This window comes from Halorubrum sp. SD41, from assembly GCF_058630335.1.
The window spans coordinates 20,493-36,680 of the sequence record NZ_JBZVGZ010000012.1; the positions used below are offsets into that span (position 1 = coordinate 20,493).

Below are 16,188 nucleotides of genomic sequence, written 5' to 3' on the forward strand. Positions count from 1 at the left end.
GCACCGCCCGCTGTCAGCAACCGCCGGCGCTACAGGGGACCGTGACCTCCCCGTCGATGATCGCCTGCCTGCTCTCTTCGAGGTTCTCTGCGGCGACGTCCGGGAGGCTGTCGCCGACCGCCTGCCCGAACACGACCTCGACCGCCTCGGACTCGAGGCCGAGGACGTTGGCCCCCTGAACGCTGGACCAGTCGTCTTCGACGACCGCCTCGGCGACCTCGTAGGTCCCCTCGTTGATGTACTTCACCGCCGACGCCATGATGACGTCCTGGTAGTCCGGGAGGGTCACCGACTGGTCGGCGTCGACGCCGATCGCGAACCGATCGGCCTCCTGTGCGGCCTGGAACACGCCTTGCCCGGCCGCCGCGGCGGCGTGGTACACGATGTCGGCGCCCGCGTCGTACTGGGAGGTGGCGATGTTGTTCGCGGTCTGGGTGTCGGTGTAGTTTCCGATGTAGCCGACGTTGACCTCGATCCCCTCGTCGACCCACTCCACGCCGGCACGGTAGGCGCGCTCGAACGCGTTGATGAGCGAGCCGTCGACGCCGCCGACGAACCCGACGACGCTCTCGTCGGGGTCGAGGGAGTTACCCTCGTGAGAGAGCTCGCGCGTGGTCATCGTCCCGGCCAGCACGCCCGCTTGGAAGGACATCTGGTGGTTCGCCCACGTGTACCCCGCCACGTTGGGCTGGTCGACGGACGCGTTGATCAGCATCCAGTTCTGGTCCGGGTACTCCTCGGCGTTCGTCTGGAGCGCCTGCGTGTGGTTGTAACTGACCAGAACGATGAGGTCGTAGTCCGGGTCGCCGCTCTCGGCGAGCTGCGACTGGACCGTCTGGTAGTTCGACTGGTTGGTCTCTTCGACCTGCTGAATCTCGATGTCGTACTCCTCGGCCGCGTTCTGGAGCCCGTCGAGCGCCAAGTCGTTGAACGCTTGGTCGCCGAACCCCGCCGGGCTAGAGACGATGGCGACGTTCGTCGTCTCGTCTCCCCCGTCCGAACCATCTGAGCCGTCCGAACCGTCTGAGCCGTCCGAACCATCTGAGCCGTCCGACCCGTCCGAACCGTCATCGGTGAGACACCCTGCGAGCCCGGCGATTCCCACCGCCCCGACTCCCGCCTTCAGAACGTCGCGGCGCTGCGATCCGCGATCCGACTCGGTTGTCTCTGGGCTGTGCGTCGACCCGTTCCCGTTGTTATCGCTGTCAGTCATAACTTCCGCCTCAAATTAACCGGCCCCTGAATAACATAAATAATTGTCTACTATACTCACCGGCGCTACCAATGATAAAAAAGCGTGAGAAATCCCTTTATCGCGATTCGGGCTGGGAGGCCGATCGAGGCGGCGCGCGCGAGCGCGACGAGACTCCCGCGCGGCGAACGACCTCGGCGACCGCGGTGACGTCGAACACGAACGTCTTCCCCTCGCTCCACGTCTCGCTCTCGATAGCCGCGTTCGCCGTCGCGTGGCGCTCGCAGCGAGCCTCCCCCGGTGGACCGCGGTCTCTGGTGCGCTCGCGGCCGGCGTCGTCTACTCGACGATGTACCTCGGGATCCACTGGGCGACCGACGTCGTCGCGGGCGCCCCCCTTGACGTCGGGTCGGCGGCGGTCGGAGCGCGGATCGTGACTCGCGTCGAGGGGCGGTCGCCCGGCGAAGCGCCCGACCCGCTCGACGGCCCGACGGCGGATCCCAAGCCGGGCGACGACTGATGGAGTCGACGAGCCGGGTTCCCGTCGACGGGTCGAAGCGACGCGAGCGTCCGGGAGCCGCCGCTCGCGGCGCGGCGAGAGAGGAAGCCCGTAGAGTCCGGTTCGAGCGTCCGCTACTCCTCGTCGAGCAGGCTCTCGACGAGGGCCTCGGGGTCGAACCGAGTGATGTCGTCGTACCCCTGTCCGGTGCCGAGGAAGAGGATCGGCTTCCCGGTGACGTACGCGACCGAGATGGCGGCGCCGCCCGAGGAGTCCGCGTCGGCCTTCGTCAGTATCGCGCCGTCGATCGCGGCGGCGTCGTCGAACTCCTTCGCGCGGTTGACCGCGTCCTGGCCCGCGACCGCCTCGTCGACGAACAGCGTCATGTCCGGGTCGACGACGCGGTCGATCTTCTCCAACTGGGCCATCAGGTCGTCGCTCGTGTGAAGCCGACCCGCCGTGTCGCCGAGGACGACGTCGATGTCGTTCGCCTCGGCGTACTCGACGCCGTCGTAGATGACGGCCGCCGGGTCGCCGCCCTGGTCGTGGCTGATCAGGTCGCGGCCGAGCCGGTCCGCGTGCTCGCGGATCTGCTCGTTGGCGCCCGCCCGGTAGGTGTCGCCGTTCGCGAGGACCGACGAGTAGCCGCGGTCGGCGAGCCACTCGGAGAGCTTCGCGATGCTCGTCGTCTTCCCGACGCCGTTGACGCCCGTGAAGACGATGGTGACCGGCTTGTCGGCCTCGGCGATCCGCTCCTCGAAGTCGAACTGCCCGACCGCGATCACGTCGAGCAGGGCGTCGTGAAGCGCTGACTCGACGAGCTCGCCGGTCGTCTCGACCTGCTTGCGGGACTCGCCGAGCATGCTCTCGCGGACGCTGTCGAGGATCTGCTCGGCGACGCTCATCTCCACGTCGCTTTCGAGCAGCGCCATCTCGAGGTTCCACAGCGGCTCCTCTAAGTCCTCTTCCTCGATGATGATCCGACCGGTCGCGAACGCCTTCGCGCGCTGGAAGGTGCTCGGCTCGTCGTCGTCAGACGCCGAGTCGTCGTCCGCGGTCGGTTCGTCGGAGGCGGTCTCGGCCGCGGCGGCGTCGTCACCGACGGCTTCGGCGGCGGAGTCGCTCGCACCGCTCTCGGCGGTCGCCTCGTCGGGCGACTCGCCCGCTTCTTCCTCGACCTCGGCCGACTCCTCAACGTCCTCGCGGAAGCCGGAGAGCTTGTCTTTCAGTCCGTCGAACACGGTCGGGGTCCTCCGTTACTCCCCGTCGCCTTCCTCGCCCTGCTGCATCTGCTGCATCTGCTGCTGTTGCATCTGCTGTTGCATCTGCTGGGCCTGCTGTTCGAGTTCGTCGCTCTCGGACTCCAGCTCTTCGACCTCTTCCTCGGTCTCTTCGATGCGGTCGTCGAGCGCCTCCTGCTTGCGCCGGAGGACGTCGATGGCGTCGTCCTGCTCCTGCTCCGCGGAGTAGTTGCCGCCGAGCGAGACGATGACCTCGTCGATGTCCTGGACCTCCGCGCGGAGGTAGGCGCCGCCGCCGAGCGGGACCTGAACGGTCGCGCCCGTGTCGAGCGTTTCGATGGCCTCGACCGCGTCGTCGATGTCGGCCTTCTCCTCGCGGTAGTCCGCGATCTCGGCTTCGAGCGCCTCGATCTCCTCGTCGAGTTCCTGCAGTTCCTGCGAGAGCTGCTGGAGCTGCTGTTGTCCGCCACCCATCATGCCTCGGACACCTCCTCGATGTCGATCTGGGTACGCTTGCGGTTGTGCTGGCTCCCGACCGTGGTGTAGATTCGCTCGCGGGCGAGGTCCTCGTTTTCCGCCTCAACGTCCTTCGTGAACGGCTGGTCGCCGTCTCGGCTCTGGAACCGTCCACTCACCGTGTAGGTACTCATGTTCCCCGATCCGGCAGGGACAGGGAAGTATCTTCCTAAAAAGGGACAGGCGGCGAGGCGGCCGGGATCGGAACGGATCGGCCTCGAACGACGGCGGAGCGGTCCCGAAACGCGGGTTTCACCCCGAGAGGTCCGCGCGGCGGAACCGGACGACGGCGAGGGCGACGAGGACGGTCGCCGCCGCGAGCAGGACCGCCGCGCCCGTGAGGTCGTACTCGCCCAACACGAGGATCGCGGAGGGGTCGTAATGCGCCGTCGGGCTGAGGTCTCCCGCCTCGGCGTAGTCGGTGCTCGCGGCGACGGACTCGAACATGAACAGCGCGAACAGCGCGCCGAGCGCGACCCGCTGGGCGATCCCCGGGCGCGAGACGAGCGTCGACACGGCGATCCCGACCGCGACGCAGGTCAGGTGGTACGGCACCGCGAGCGCGTGGACCGCGACGAGCCGCTCGACCGCGATCGTCTCCCCCACCGCGACGACGCCGACGTACGCGACGACCGGTAGGACGAGGTTCAACAGGGCGACGAGCGGGACCAGCCCGAGGAACCGCCCGATCACGACGTCGCGACGGGCGACCGGTGCCGACAGTGTGAGGTCCATTCTGCCGGAGGCGACGTCGCCCGCGATCGTTCCCCCGGCGAGGTACGCGAGGTAGAGCCCGACGAGGAGCAGCCACGCGAACTGGTAGAACTCCACCGCGAGGAACCCCTCGATGGAGGAGATGGCGATGATCCCGAACGCCTCCTGAAACGCCGGCGGGAACGCCTCGACGTACGCGTCGAGGTCGATCCCGGCGGTCGACAGCGACGGGAAGAAGGCTAAGAAGAGCAGGAGGAACGCGGATAGGAGCCCGGTCGCCGCGAGCGAGCCGCGAACGCGGCCGGCGGCGTCGTACCGCGCGATCGCGAGCCACGGAGCGGGGCGGTCGCTCACCGACCGTCACCCCCCGACTCCGCGGGCGCGTCTCGCTCCGCGTCGCTGCCGGGTGCTCCACCGGCTCCGCGGCGTGCCGCGCCGCCACCTCCGGTCGGCCCCGGTACGTCGCCGTCGTAGAAGGTCATGAACGCCTCTTCGAGCGGCGCGTCGACGACGTCGAGGTCCAGCACGGTGTATCCCGAGAGCAGGTCGATCAGCGCGTCGTACTCGCCCGTCCACGTGAACGAGACGGTCTCGCCGACGCGGAGGTTCAAGATTCCGCGGACCTCGAAGTCGGCGCGCTCGACCTCCTCAGCGACGCGGACGCGGACCTGCTTCCCGCCCCGGGACCGCAGTTCGGAGACGGACTCGACCGCGACGAGGTGGCCCTCTCGGAGGACGCCCACGCGGTCGCAGAGCGCTGCTACCTCGCCGAGGACGTGCGACGAGAGGAGGACGCTGGCCCCGTCGTCGACGCGCTCGCGCACGAGGGCGGCGAACTCCTCCTGAAGGAGCGGGTCGAGCCCGGAGGTCGGCTCGTCGAGCAGCAGCAGGTCGGGGTCGTGCATGAACGCGGCCACCAGCGCAACCTTCTGCCGGTTCCCACGCGAGAGGTCGGCGATGCGGCGGGACTCGTCGAGATCGAATCGGTCCACGAGGTCGTCGCGGCTCGACGCGCCCCGGAGCGCCGCCTGGTGGTCGAGGAAGGCCTTCGCGGTCCGGTCGCGGTCGAGTCCGGGGTCGCCGGGGAGGTACCCGATCCGCTCGCGGGCGCGCCGCGACTCGATCGGGTCGGTCGCGTCGTGACCGAGCAGCGCCGCGCCGCCGCTCGTCGGCGACAGGAACCCGAGCAGGGTGCGGATCGCGGTCGTCTTCCCCGCGCCGTTCGGGCCGAGGAAGCCGAACACCTCGCCGTCCTCGACGGCGAAGGAGACGTCTTCGATCCCCCGGACGTCGCCGTAGTACTTGGAGAGCTTCCGACACTCGATGGCGGGCATACCGTCCCTAACTCCGCTTCGACTCTTAAATGTGGGAGTGTCGGCGAGCGGGAGGCGGAAGCGGCGGCGAGCGGCTCAGTCGATGAAGCCGAGCGTCTCCTCGATCCGGCCCAGCTCCGGGCCGGTCGTGTCCTCGCCGACGACGTACCCCTCGTCGGTGGCGACGAGGCCGGAGCCGACGAGCGGCGCGCCGTAGTTGACGGTGCCGAGGTCGGCGCGGACGTCGAGCGCCTCCTCGACCGCCTGAAGCTCCGACTCCGTCGACTGGGGGTGACAGAGCACGCCCGTGTCGTTGGCGACCGCGGCGGTGCCGACGGTGCGGACGTCGCCGAGGTCGCCGCGGGTCACGGGGACGTCGAGCGCGTCCTTGACCGTCTGAATCGCCTCGCGCGAGAGGTCCGGGTGGACGTACGCGCCGTAGTCGTTCGCGAGGACGACGTTGCCGGCGGCGTTGATCTCGCCCGGGAGCTCGTGGACCGGGGCGCCGGCGGCGTCCGCGATCCGGTCCTTCTCGCGCTCGGTCGCGCGCGAGGAGACGAGCACGCCGTGCTCGTTGCCCGTCGCGAGCGCGCCGACCGTGTTGGACCGACCGACCGTCGTCGGCAGCGGCTCCGCGCCGAGCTCCGCGCCGAGGTCCTCGGCGAGTTCCTCGTCGACGTCCGGCCGGACTAACAGGAGGTCGTCGACGGCGCGGGCGAACACGCCCACGTACGACGAGCCGGTGAAGGTCGCCCGTAACACGTTACTCGGCGTGTTCGGCCTCGACGACCGGCTCGCCGTCCTCGACGAACCGAGCCGCGCGGACCCGCACCGTGCTGGGCGGGTTCTGTCGCCCGTTCTCCCAGACGGCCTCGTTGACGGAGCCGTCGATGATCACGTCGTCCTCGTCGACGGAGAAGTGCTTGGCGAGGTGCTGACGGGTGATCTTCATGGCGTAGTCGGCGCGCTGCTGGACGGGCTTCTCCTTGGCGTCGCGGAGCGGGACGGTGACGACGCGCTCCTCGAAGTCGTTCGTCGACATTTACTCGTCCAGGTCGTTCCGGCGCCAGTTGCGCCGCTTGGGGTTTCGCGTCACGTTCATGTCCGTCTTCATCATGACCCACGCGGGGACGCGGGTGTTCTGGCGCTCCGCCTTCGCCAGACGCTTCTTTTGAGCCTTCGACTTGTCTCCCATAGTGGCGCACACTTTCCGCGGAGCGCATAAAACCCCTTCCATACGGGGTCGGGCGAGGCGGCCGCCAACCGTCGCTTGACCGCCGCGCTGCGCGCGCAGGAACCCAACTTCCGTCTGCTACCGTTCCCGCTCAGCGATCCCAGTATAAATCCGGTAACAGCGGTCGAGGACATCGAGGCTCGCGCTCTCGGTGTCGGTGTGCGCCTCGCCGGGCTCGGAGGCGCCGCAGACCAGGCACTCGGTGCCCGCCTGCGCCAGCCACCCCGCGTCGGTCGCGTGCGGCTTCGTGACGTGTTCGGGCGCGTCGAGGCCGCGCTCGTCGTGGACCGCGCGAGCGGCGTCGAGCGCGGCGTCGGCGAACGCCGCGTCGCCGCAGGCCATCGGCGGGAGGTCCTGGTCGACGACGAGCTCGACGCCCGGCGTCGCGTCGGCGACGCCCGCGAGGTCGGCGCGGCCGCCGGGAACCGTGCGCTCGTCGACCGTCGCCTCGCAGCGCTCCGGGATGACGTTCCACGTCTCGCCCCCGTCGACGATCGTGACCGCGAGCGACCCCGACACCTCGTTCCCGAGGACCGTCGCGTCCGGGACGTCGAGGTCGCGGACCGCGTCGATCGCGTCGCAGGCGCGGTAGATCGCGTTCTCGCCCGCCTCCGGCTCCGACGCGTGCGCGGCCTCCCCACGGGCCACGAGCCGCGACCCGCGGCGCCCGCGGTGCGCGACGACGACGTCCGTGACGCCCGGCTTCGAGTAGTTCGTCGAGCCCTCCGCGACGACCGCTCGGTCCGGCGCGAACCCGGCGTCGATCGCGTGTCGCGCCCCCTCGCCGCCGACCTCCTCGCCGACGAACGACGCGAAGATCAGCTCCCGGCCCGCGGGCGGCGTCGCGTCGCGGAAGGCGCACATTGCGGCCGCGACCGAGCCCTTCATGTCGGCGGTCCCGCGGCCGTAGATCCGGCCGTCGCGCCGCTCGACGACGTACTCGCCGTCGAGGCCCTCGCCGGTCGTCTGCTCGGGCGCCGGGGGCACCACGTCGTGGTGGCCGACGAGGGCGAGCGAGTCGGCGTCCGGGTCGTCGGTCGCGCCCGCGAACGCGAGGACGTTGCCGGCGTCGTCGCGCTCGACCGTCGCGTCCGTCTCCGCGCGCAGCCACTCCTCGATCGCGTCGCCCGCGGCCGTCTCGTCCTCGTGGGAGGGGATGGAGACGAGCCGCTCGGTCAGGTCCGCGAGTTCGTCCATGACGCCAGTGGCGGCCGTCACCGCTTAAGCGCGTCCCTCGGAGGTCGATAGGAACGACCGCGGCGGCGGGCGACCCGCCTCACGTGGTGAACAGTTCGGTGTCGTCGGGCACCGCGAACAGCCCGAGCCTGACGCCGGCGTCGAGCCAGCCGTAGCCGTACGAGTACGAGGCGAGCGCGTTCACCGGGTCGCCGTCGTCGCGGAAGTGCCGGCCGTCGTCGAGGTACGACTCGGCCATCTCGGTCACGTCGGCGGCGGCCTCGCCGAGCGGCGTGTCGGCCGGGGGACGCGGCTCCGCGACGGCGAGCGCGTCCGCGAGCATCCGCTCGTAGCGGTCCGTCTTCTCCGCAAGGTCGGCGGGCATGCGACGTGGTTCCCGCGAGCGAACAAAAAGGTCGTCGGGTAGCGAGGTTTATGTTCGACGCGGCCGGGAGACGAGACGATGCCCTCCGATGGACCGCCCGAGGTCGGTCGCGGCCCGTCGCACCCGCTGGACCCCACCGGTCGCGGGGCGCTCGCGCTCGTGCTCGCGACGAACCTCCTCCCGCTCGCCGGCGTCGTCGCGTTCGACTGGCGGGTCGGCGAACTGCTCGCGGTGTACTGGATCGAGGTGGTCGCGATGGTGTTGGCGTACAGCGCCGCCGCGCTGTTCGCCGAGCGACCGATCGACCTGGACGACCGCGCGTTCTACGTCATCGGCTACTCCGAGGACACCGAACTCGACGAGGAGCGGTGGGAAACGACGCCCGAGCCGATCCACCTCGCCTCGTGGCTCCCGCCCGTGTACCGTCGGAACGCGAGCGTCGTCGTCCGGTCGCTCGGCGTCTTCTACTTCGTCGCGTTCCCCCTCGCGTGGGTCGGCGGCGACATTCTCTCGTACGCGACTCCGAGCGTCGGGGTCGCGGCCCTCGGCGTCTGTCTCGCACAGATCGCGGAGGTGCGCCGCGAGTTCTTCGCGGAGCGGGCCTACGAGGAGCAGTCGCCGTACATGGTCGTCGAAGCCGCTCAGCGGGTCGTCCTCTTCTACCTCGTCATCGGACTGTTCTCCGTGCCCGCCGTCGCGGTGGCGCTGCTCGTGGTTCAGGGACTCGTCGGCGCCGGGACGCTCGACGCGGTCGCGGCGGCCGTCGGACCGCAGGCCGTCCTGCTTCCGTTCCTCGTGCCGATCACGCTCGCGAAGACGCTCGTCGAGTGGAGTCGACGGCGGGCCTTCCGCGAAGACGATCCGGACGGAATCGCGACGTGGTTCACGGGCGAGGACCCGCGCCGGGAGTGGAAGCAGACGGAGGAAACCGCGGGGGAAGACTGATCCGGGCGAGGCGCGGTCGGCGGCGAAAGCGCAACGCCGATACGCCCGGCCGCGAAACGAGCGGCCATGTACGAGGCCGTTCACGCCTACCCCGACGGGGAGGCGACCGCCGCGCGCCACGCCGCGACCGCGGCGCGGCACGGCTACGACGGGATCGTGGTGCGGTCGCGCGACGCGCTGGATCCGGTCGATGGCGGCGGTGGACCCGGCGACGGCGGCTCGGCCGCGGCGGACCGCGACGAGAGCCCCGTCCGCGACCCGGACGCGCTCCGCCAGGAGTACGGGATCGACGTCGTCGACGCGGTCGAGATCGACGCCGACGACCCGACGAGCGCGTCGGGCGCGGTCGGGAACTACCGGTCCGACCGGACCGTGGTCTGCGTCGTCGGGGGCGACGACGCCCTGAACCGGTTCGCGGTCGAGCAGGCGCGCGTCGACGCCCTCGTCCGCCCGATGGCGGGCGGCGGCGACGTCAACCACGTCCTCGCGAAGGCGGCGCGCGACAACGGGGTCCACGTCGAGTTCGACTTCGGGCCGGCGCTGCGCGAGACGGGCGGGAAGCGCGTCCGGGCGCTCGCGGACCTCCGGAAGCTCCGCGAGATCGTCGACCACTACGACGCGCCGTACGTCGTGAGCGCGAACGCGCGCTCGCACCTCGAACTCCGGGCGCCGCGCGAGCTCGTCGCGGTCGGCGAGGCGATCGGGTTCGACCCGGAAGCCGTCCGCGAGGGGCTTCGGGCGTGGGGCGACCTCGTCGAGCGCAACCGGGAGCGCCGCTCCGAGGGCTTCATAGAGCCGGGGGTCCGACGTGGTAGGCATGAAGAAGACGGTTGCTGAACACGCCGAGCGGTTCTCCGAGAAGGCGGCCGCGTACGACGACTCGAAGAGCGACGAGTACCACGCCTGCGCGAGCCTCGTGATCGAGCACGCCGCGCCCGAGGCGGACGACGTCGTCCTCGACCTGGGCGCCGGGACCGGCGCCATCGCGCTGGAGGTCGCCGCGGACGCCGAGCGCGTCCTCGCGCGAGACGTTAGCGAGGGGATGATGGAGGAGGGGCGCGAGAAGGCGGCCGAGCGCGGGCTCGACGACGTCGAGTTCGCGTACGGCGAGTTCCGCGATCCCGGCCTCGACGCGGACCAGCGGGTCGATATCGTCACCTCGAACTTCGCGCTCCACCACCTCGCGGACGACGAGAAGCGCGAGGCGATCAGTGTGATGGCCGAGACGGGCGCGCGGCGGATCGTCCTCGGCGACGTGGCGTTCTTCGAGGAGCCCGACCCCGAGGAGCCGTTCTACAGCCCCGAGGTGGACGACCCGGCGACCGTCGGCACGCTGGTCGAGGCGTTCACCGACGAGGGGTTCGCGGTGACCGCCGTCGAGCGCGTCCACGATCAGGTGGCGGTGATCGTCGCGGAGCGGGTCCGGGAGCTCCCGGCGTGAGGAGTTCGCAGTGAAGCACCTCCCCAAACACCTCCGGCCGCGGTGGCGCTACCTCGCGGTCGGGATCGAGTCGTGGGCGGACGCCGAGATTGGCCGGCGGGCGTTCCAGCGCGCGCTGTGGTACAGCGCCGGCAACCTCCTCGGCGACGCCGGCAGCGCCGACGCCGACCTCACGCTGCTGTCGTTCGCGCACGCGGACGGGACCGGCGAGGCCGTCGTCCGCGTCAGACACGGTCACGTCGCCGAGGCGCGCGCCGCGGTCGCCTGCGTGAGCGAGGTCGACGGCGAGCCGGTCGGAATCCTCGTTAGGGGGATTTCGGGGACGGTACGTGCCTGTGAGGAAAGATATATGGGTCGCGCGACCGCCAGTTCGACACAGCGAGACGTCGCGTTCGAGGGCGCCGAGCGGGCCGCGACCGTGCGCGGAGACGCGCGCGACGTGCGGACCGAGTCGGGTCGCGTCGGCGCGACGGCGTTCGACACCGAGTGATATCATGCAGGGACAATCCCAACAGCAGGCGTACGACCGCGGCATCACAATCTTCTCTCCGGACGGCCGACTCTACCAGGTCGAGTACGCCCGGGAGGCGGTGAAACGAGGGACGGCGAGCGTCGGGATCCGCGCCGAGGACGGGGTCGTCCTCGCGGCCGACAAGCGCGCCCGCTCCCCCCTCATGGAGCCGGAGAGCATCGAGAAGCTCCACAAGGCCGACGACCACGTCGGCGTCGCGAGCGCGGGCCACGTCGCCGACGCCCGCCAGCTCATCGACTTCGCGCGCCGGCAGGCGCAGGTGAACCAGCTCCGGTACGGCGAGCCCGTCGGCATCGAGACGCTGACGAAGAACATCACCGACCACATCCAGCAGTACACGCAGGTCGGCGGCGCGCGCCCGTTCGGCGTCGCGCTCATCGTCGGCGGCATCGAGAACGGCGAGCCGCGCCTGTTCGAGACCGACCCCTCGGGGACCCCCTACGAGTGGCAGGCGCTCTCCATCGGCTCGGACCGCAGCGACCTCCGCGACTACCTCGAGACGGAGTACGAGGAGGGGATCTCGACCGAGGAGGCGATCGGGCTCGCGCTCGACACCCTCGCGCAGTCGAACGACGGCGAGCTGACCCCCGACGGCGTCGGCGTCGCCACGATCACCGTCGACGACCCCGAGTACGCGGAGCGGTCGACCGACGAGATCGAGGCGATCCTCGCCGAGCGCGACCTGCTCGCGAGCGACGAGGACGCGGCGGACGGCGAGGACGCGGCTGACGGCGAGGACGCGGCGGACGGCGACACCGACGAGGAGTAAGTCGTCGTCGCCGCAGCGTGCCGTGCTGCGAACGCCACGTCGACGCGGACGCGGCCGCGACGGCCGGGTCGTCCCCTTTTCGACGCTTCGGTCGGGAGAGTTATGCCCTCGGAGAGCGACCGGAGAGGCGTGCAGAAGACGGCACTCATCACCGGCTGTTCCTCGGGCATCGGTCGCGCCGCGGCGCACGCGTTCCTCGACGAGGGATGGACCGTGTACGCCACCGCGCGGAACCCCGCGGACGTCGAGGCGCTCGGCGAGGCGGGCTGCGAGCTCGCCACGCTCGACGTCACCGATCAGGACGACGTCGACCGCGTCGTCGAGCGGGTCCTAGACGAGGAGGGCGCGATCGACGCGCTGATCAACAACGCCGGCTACGGGCAGTTCGGGCCGATCGAGGACGTCACCACGGACCGCGTCCACGACCAGTTCGACGTGAACGTGTACGGGCCCCACCGACTCATTCGGGCGGTCCTGCCCGCGATGCGCCGCGAGCGCGACGGGACCATCGTGAACGTCTCCTCGGTCGCGGGGCGGGTGTCGATGCCCGGCGGCGGCGTGTACAGCGGGTCGAAGTTCGCGCTGGAGGCGATGTCGGACGCGCTCCGCAACGAGGTCGCGGACCTCGGAATCGACGTGGTCGTCGTCGAACCCGGCCCCGTGAAGACGAACTTCTCGAAGCGCGCGGAGCGGGAGGCCGACCCCGACGAGCGCGAGGGGATCGATCGGACCGACGCCTACGACGAGTTCTACGCGACCTTCGAGGACGCGAAGCTGATCGGCGGCGACGGCCCCGGCGCGGTCGAGCCGGAGCTCGTCGCGAACGCCATCTACGACGCCGCGAGCGCGACCCAGCCCCCGGCGCGGGTCCAGCCGGGCCCCGTCGCGCGGGTCGGCGTCCTCGCGCGGTTCCTCCCCGACGCGCTGCTAGACAAGGCGTACGGGCTCGTTCGGAACTTCACCTCGTAGGCGGCCGACGCCCGTTCACTCGGTCTCGCCCCGGTCCACCGCGTCGACCGCGAACGGACTCTCTCCCTCTCGCCAGTCCCATCCGGGCAGCCGCGTCTGGAACCCCGCCGCGAGCGCGGCGTCGAGGTCGTCCGCGCCGGCGGTGCCGGCGCCGGCCCGGTCCGCGTCGGCCGCCGCGTCCCGGTCGGCCTCGGCCGTGGCATCCCGGTCCACGTAGAGGTCGGCGACGTGGAACGTCGCCTGCGCGAGCAGCGAGAGCGGACGCCCGCCGGCTATCGTCGCGGCCAGCTCCCGGCCGAGGACCTCGTCGACGACGAACCCGGGGTAGTCGCCCGCCACGTCGAGGTCGCGCAGGAGCGCGACGCAGGCCGCGACGTTGACCGCGACCTCGCCGTCGGCGAAGACGGCGTCGACCTCGCGGCGGTACGCGTCGGGCGCCACCGAGTCGACGTCCGTCTCGAAGAGCCGGCCGAGGCGGTCGCGGGTGTCGTTGAGTATCGGCACGACGACGTCGGCGCGGTCGCGGACCCAGGCGTGTTCGTCGCGGACCGTCTGCGGCGTGACGCGCATGGACCGGATTGTGTCGCCTGCGGCTTGCCCTTTGCGAAGGCTTTTATAACGGCGGGGCAGTAGTCCGATCCAAGCGGGTTTTCGCTGGCTGTTCCCGCGTACGGAACCAGTACGGACAGTACTTCCACTATGCCTACCCCGTCACGGTCGATCGATCGGCGGCGAGTCGCCGCGCGACGCGCGACGCGATTCGACGACGACGACGGCCCCGACGACCCGCAGTGAGATATGAGTCAAGTCGACAAGCAACTCGATACGTTGAAATCCGAGATCGAACAGGAGATTCCGAACGACATCACGGTCACCGACGTGAAATACGAGGGGCCGGAGCTGGTCGTGTACACGCGCGACCCGAAGCGGTTCGCGGGCGACGGCGACCTGATCCGCCGGCTCGCCTCGAAGCTCCGCAAGCGGATCACGGTCCGCCCGGACCCGAGCGCCCTCTCGCCGCCGGCGCGGGCCGAGGACCAGGTCCGCGAGGTGATCCCGGAGGAGGCCGGCGTGACCGACCTCGACTTCCACGAGGACACCGGTGAGGTGGTCATCGAGGCCGAGAAGCCCGGGATGGTGATCGGCCGCCGCGGCTCGACGCTCCGCGAGATCACCCAAGAGGTCGGCTGGACGCCCGAGGTCGTCCGGACGCCGCCGATAGAGTCCTCGACCGTCTCGAACGTCCGCGGCTTCCTGAAGAACGAGCGCGAGGAGCGCCGCGACATCCTCGAACGCGTCGGCCGACAGATCCACCGCGAGGAGATGTCCGACGACGAGTGGGTCCGGATCACGACGCTCGGCTGCTGCCGCGAGGTCGGCCGCGCGGCCTTCATCCTCTCGACGCCCGAGACGCGGATCCTCATCGACTGCGGCGACAAGCCCGGCGCGGAGGGCGAGGTGCCGTACCTCCAGGTCCCCGAGGCGCTCGGCGCGGGCGCGGCGACCCTCGACGCGGTCGTGTTGACCCACGCCCACCTCGACCACTCGGCGCTGGTCCCGCTGCTGTACAAGTACGGCTACGACGGCCCGATTTACACGACGGAGCCGACCCGCGACCTGATGGGCCTGCTCACGCTCGACTACCTCGACGTCGCCGCGAAGGACGGGCGGACGCCGCCTTACGAGTCCGCGCAGGTCCGCGACGCGATCAAACACACCATCCCGCTGGAGTACGGCGACGTGACCGACGTCGCGCCGGACGTGAAGCTCACGTTCCACAACGCGGGCCACATCCTCGGCAGCGCGGTCACCCACTTCCACATCGGCGACGGCCTCTACAACGTCGCGTTCTCGGGCGACATCCACTACGAGGACACCCGCCTGTTCAACGGCGCGGTCAACGACTTCCCGCGCGTCGAGACGCTCGTGTTGGAGTCCACCTACGGCGGCCGCAACGACTACCAGACCGACCAGGAGGACTCCGAGGAGGCGCTCAAGGAAGTCATCAACGAGACGTACGAGCAGGGCGGGAAGGTCGTCATCCCTGCCTTCGCCGTCGGGCGGTCACAGGAGATCATGCTCGTGCTGGAGGAGGCGATGCGCGAGGGCGAGATCCCCGAGATGCCCGTCCACCTCGACGGGATGATCTGGGAGGCGACCGCGATCCACACCACCTACCCCGAGTACCTCCGCGACGACCTCCGCGACCGGATCTTCCACGAGGACGAGAACCCGTTCCTCGCCGACCAGTTCAACCACATCGACGCCGGCGAGGACGAGCGGCAGGAGGTCGCCGACGGCGACCAATGTATCATCGTCTCCACCTCCGGGATGATCGAGGGCGGGCCGATCATGTCGTGGCTCCGCCACATCGGCCCCGACCCGGACTCGAACCTCGTGTTCGTCGGCTACCAGGCGCAGGGGACGCTCGGCCGCCGCATCCAGAACGGCTGGGACGAGATCCCGGTCGACGGCTGGGGCGGCGGGAGCCGCGGCGACACGCTCACCCTGGAGATGGGCACGGAGGTCGTCGACGGCTTCTCCGGCCACGCCGACCGACAGGGGTTAGAGAACTTCGTGAAGACGATGAACCCGCGCCCGGAGAAGGTGCTTTGCGTCCACGGCGACGAGGGCTCCGTTCAGGACCTCTCGTCCGCGCTGTACCACGACTACAACATGCGGACGTTCGCGCCGAAGAATCTAGAGACGTTCCGGTTTAAATAGGACGCTGACTCTGACGGGGCGTTCGGGTATCCGTCGTTGTCTGCGCGGTGTCTGACGCTCTGGGTTCGGCTGTTTATTTATAAATGGTTGCTGGCGCGGTGACGGCTTCCAAAGCCCAGCTGCTCACTTATAAATAGACGATAGCGGAGCGGCGGAAATCGCTTCCAAATCTCCGGTCGGTCGCTTATAAATCGTTGATCGCGCGGTGACGGCTACCAAAGTCCCAGCCGCTCATTTATAAATGGTCGAAAACGAATCCGCGGAGAACAGCTCCGAAGCCCCAGCCGGGAGGCGGGCGCACGCTCGTTGTCGCCCGAAAATCTCCGATTTTCGGGATGACGAGAGAGCTTCGCTCTCTCGAACCACGCTCCTCGCTCACTTCGCTCGCTCGCTGCGGTGCTTCCGTCGTCATCAGAACGCGAAGCGTTCTGATTGGCTCACGAGAGCAAAGCTCTCGTGAACGCCTGCGTCCGCCTCCCGGCAGCGTGGGGCGTAGCGCCACGGGCAACCGGCGGCGGAGCCGCCGGTGACTGCCCCT

20 protein-coding genes are annotated in these 16,188 nt (G+C 70.0%); 8 read left to right on the forward strand and 12 right to left on the reverse strand.

What is annotated here, in order from left to right; all coding sequences use genetic code 11:
* Positions 1-13: 13 nt before the first annotated feature.
* On the reverse strand, positions 14-1,105 hold the full coding sequence (locus tag AC4NMM_RS07075) for a BMP family lipoprotein (protein WP_231899196.1): 1,092 nt from the start codon (positions 1,103-1,105) through the stop codon (positions 14-16).
* A gap of 361 nt (positions 1,106-1,466) precedes the next feature.
* On the opposite strand from AC4NMM_RS07075, the gene AC4NMM_RS07080 reads away from it, so the two are divergent.
* Positions 1,467-1,712, forward strand: a complete 246-nt coding sequence (locus AC4NMM_RS07080; protein ID WP_394338332.1) for a phosphatase PAP2 family protein — start codon at positions 1,467-1,469, stop codon at positions 1,710-1,712.
* Between the two features lie 113 nt (positions 1,713-1,825).
* Here AC4NMM_RS07080 and ftsY read toward each other — a convergent pair whose 3' ends face one another.
* The 10 genes from ftsY to AC4NMM_RS07130 form a co-directional block, all read right to left on the reverse strand.
* Entirely contained in the window at positions 1,826-2,932 is a 1,107-nt protein-coding gene (gene ftsY / locus AC4NMM_RS07085; protein WP_491923923.1) for a signal recognition particle-docking protein FtsY, read from the reverse strand.
* A gap of 15 nt (positions 2,933-2,947) precedes the next feature.
* Complete coding sequence (gene pfdA / locus AC4NMM_RS07090) at positions 2,948-3,406, reverse strand: prefoldin subunit alpha (RefSeq protein WP_096393018.1); 459 nt, start codon at positions 3,404-3,406, stop codon at positions 2,948-2,950.
* The gene (gene rpl18a / locus AC4NMM_RS07095) at positions 3,406-3,582 is read right to left on the reverse strand and encodes a 50S ribosomal protein L18Ae (RefSeq protein ID WP_004595730.1); all 177 of its coding nucleotides are present in this window, start codon (positions 3,580-3,582) and stop codon (positions 3,406-3,408) included. Before rpl18a ends, pfdA begins: the two co-directional genes overlap by 1 nt.
* A gap of 118 nt (positions 3,583-3,700) precedes the next feature.
* Positions 3,701-4,516 carry an ABC transporter permease gene (locus tag AC4NMM_RS07100; RefSeq protein WP_491923924.1) on the reverse strand — a complete coding sequence of 272 codons (816 nt, stop codon included), beginning with the start codon at positions 4,514-4,516 and terminating at the stop codon, positions 3,701-3,703.
* Positions 4,513-5,496, reverse strand: coding sequence for an ABC transporter ATP-binding protein (locus AC4NMM_RS07105; protein WP_096393016.1), 984 nt, complete (start codon positions 5,494-5,496; stop codon positions 4,513-4,515). Before AC4NMM_RS07105 ends, AC4NMM_RS07100 begins: the two co-directional genes overlap by 4 nt.
* A 75-nt stretch (positions 5,497-5,571) precedes the next feature.
* A complete protein-coding gene (locus AC4NMM_RS07110) occupies positions 5,572-6,237 on the reverse strand; it encodes a translation initiation factor IF-6 (protein WP_096393015.1) in 666 nt (221 codons plus the stop codon).
* 1 nt (position 6,238) lies between these two features.
* On the reverse strand, positions 6,239-6,517 hold the full coding sequence (locus tag AC4NMM_RS07115; RefSeq protein ID WP_096393014.1) for a 50S ribosomal protein L31e: 279 nt from the start codon (positions 6,515-6,517) through the stop codon (positions 6,239-6,241).
* Positions 6,518-6,670 (reverse strand): 50S ribosomal protein L39e, encoded by a 153-nt coding sequence (locus AC4NMM_RS07120; protein WP_004050128.1) that lies wholly within the window; start codon positions 6,668-6,670, stop codon positions 6,518-6,520.
* 117 nt (positions 6,671-6,787) lie between these two features.
* Complete coding sequence (locus tag AC4NMM_RS07125; RefSeq protein WP_096393013.1) at positions 6,788-7,906, reverse strand: M20 family metallopeptidase; 1,119 nt, start codon at positions 7,904-7,906, stop codon at positions 6,788-6,790.
* 79 nt (positions 7,907-7,985) lie between these two features.
* The gene (locus AC4NMM_RS07130; protein WP_096393012.1) at positions 7,986-8,270 is read right to left on the reverse strand and encodes a DUF357 domain-containing protein; all 285 of its coding nucleotides are present in this window, start codon (positions 8,268-8,270) and stop codon (positions 7,986-7,988) included.
* A 78-nt stretch (positions 8,271-8,348) separates the two neighbouring features.
* Between AC4NMM_RS07130 and AC4NMM_RS07135 the strand changes: the two genes are divergently transcribed.
* The 6 genes from AC4NMM_RS07135 (at position 8,349) to AC4NMM_RS07160 (ending at position 12,926) form a co-directional block, all read left to right on the forward strand.
* Positions 8,349-9,215 carry a DUF6498-containing protein gene (locus AC4NMM_RS07135; protein WP_096393011.1) on the forward strand — a complete coding sequence of 289 codons (867 nt, stop codon included), beginning with the start codon at positions 8,349-8,351 and terminating at the stop codon, positions 9,213-9,215.
* A gap of 66 nt (positions 9,216-9,281) precedes the next feature.
* Positions 9,282-10,052 (forward strand): RNase P subunit p30 family protein, encoded by a 771-nt coding sequence (locus AC4NMM_RS07140; protein ID WP_491923925.1) that lies wholly within the window; start codon positions 9,282-9,284, stop codon positions 10,050-10,052.
* The gene (locus tag AC4NMM_RS07145) at positions 10,033-10,656 is read left to right on the forward strand and encodes a class I SAM-dependent methyltransferase (protein WP_491923926.1); all 624 of its coding nucleotides are present in this window, start codon (positions 10,033-10,035) and stop codon (positions 10,654-10,656) included. Before AC4NMM_RS07140 ends, AC4NMM_RS07145 begins: the two co-directional genes overlap by 20 nt.
* 10 nt (positions 10,657-10,666) lie before the next feature.
* Positions 10,667-11,146, forward strand: a complete 480-nt coding sequence (locus tag AC4NMM_RS07150; protein WP_491923927.1) for an Rpp14/Pop5 family protein — start codon at positions 10,667-10,669, stop codon at positions 11,144-11,146.
* Positions 11,147-11,150: 4 nt separating this feature from the next.
* Positions 11,151-11,957: an archaeal proteasome endopeptidase complex subunit alpha gene (gene psmA, locus AC4NMM_RS07155; RefSeq protein WP_096393007.1), complete on the forward strand. Its 807-nt coding sequence runs from the start codon at positions 11,151-11,153 to the stop codon at positions 11,955-11,957.
* Between the two features lie 102 nt (positions 11,958-12,059).
* Positions 12,060-12,926 (forward strand): SDR family oxidoreductase, encoded by an 867-nt coding sequence (locus AC4NMM_RS07160; protein ID WP_096393006.1) that lies wholly within the window; start codon positions 12,060-12,062, stop codon positions 12,924-12,926.
* A gap of 15 nt (positions 12,927-12,941) precedes the next feature.
* Here the strand turns inward: AC4NMM_RS07160 and AC4NMM_RS07165 are convergent, their stop codons facing one another.
* Positions 12,942-13,496 (reverse strand): DUF7984 family protein, encoded by a 555-nt coding sequence (locus tag AC4NMM_RS07165; protein ID WP_096393005.1) that lies wholly within the window; start codon positions 13,494-13,496, stop codon positions 12,942-12,944.
* Between the two features lie 228 nt (positions 13,497-13,724).
* Between AC4NMM_RS07165 and AC4NMM_RS07170 the strand changes: the two genes are divergently transcribed.
* Complete coding sequence (locus tag AC4NMM_RS07170; RefSeq protein WP_096393004.1) at positions 13,725-15,650, forward strand: beta-CASP ribonuclease aCPSF1; 1,926 nt, start codon at positions 13,725-13,727, stop codon at positions 15,648-15,650.
* Positions 15,651-16,188 lie beyond the last annotated feature (538 nt).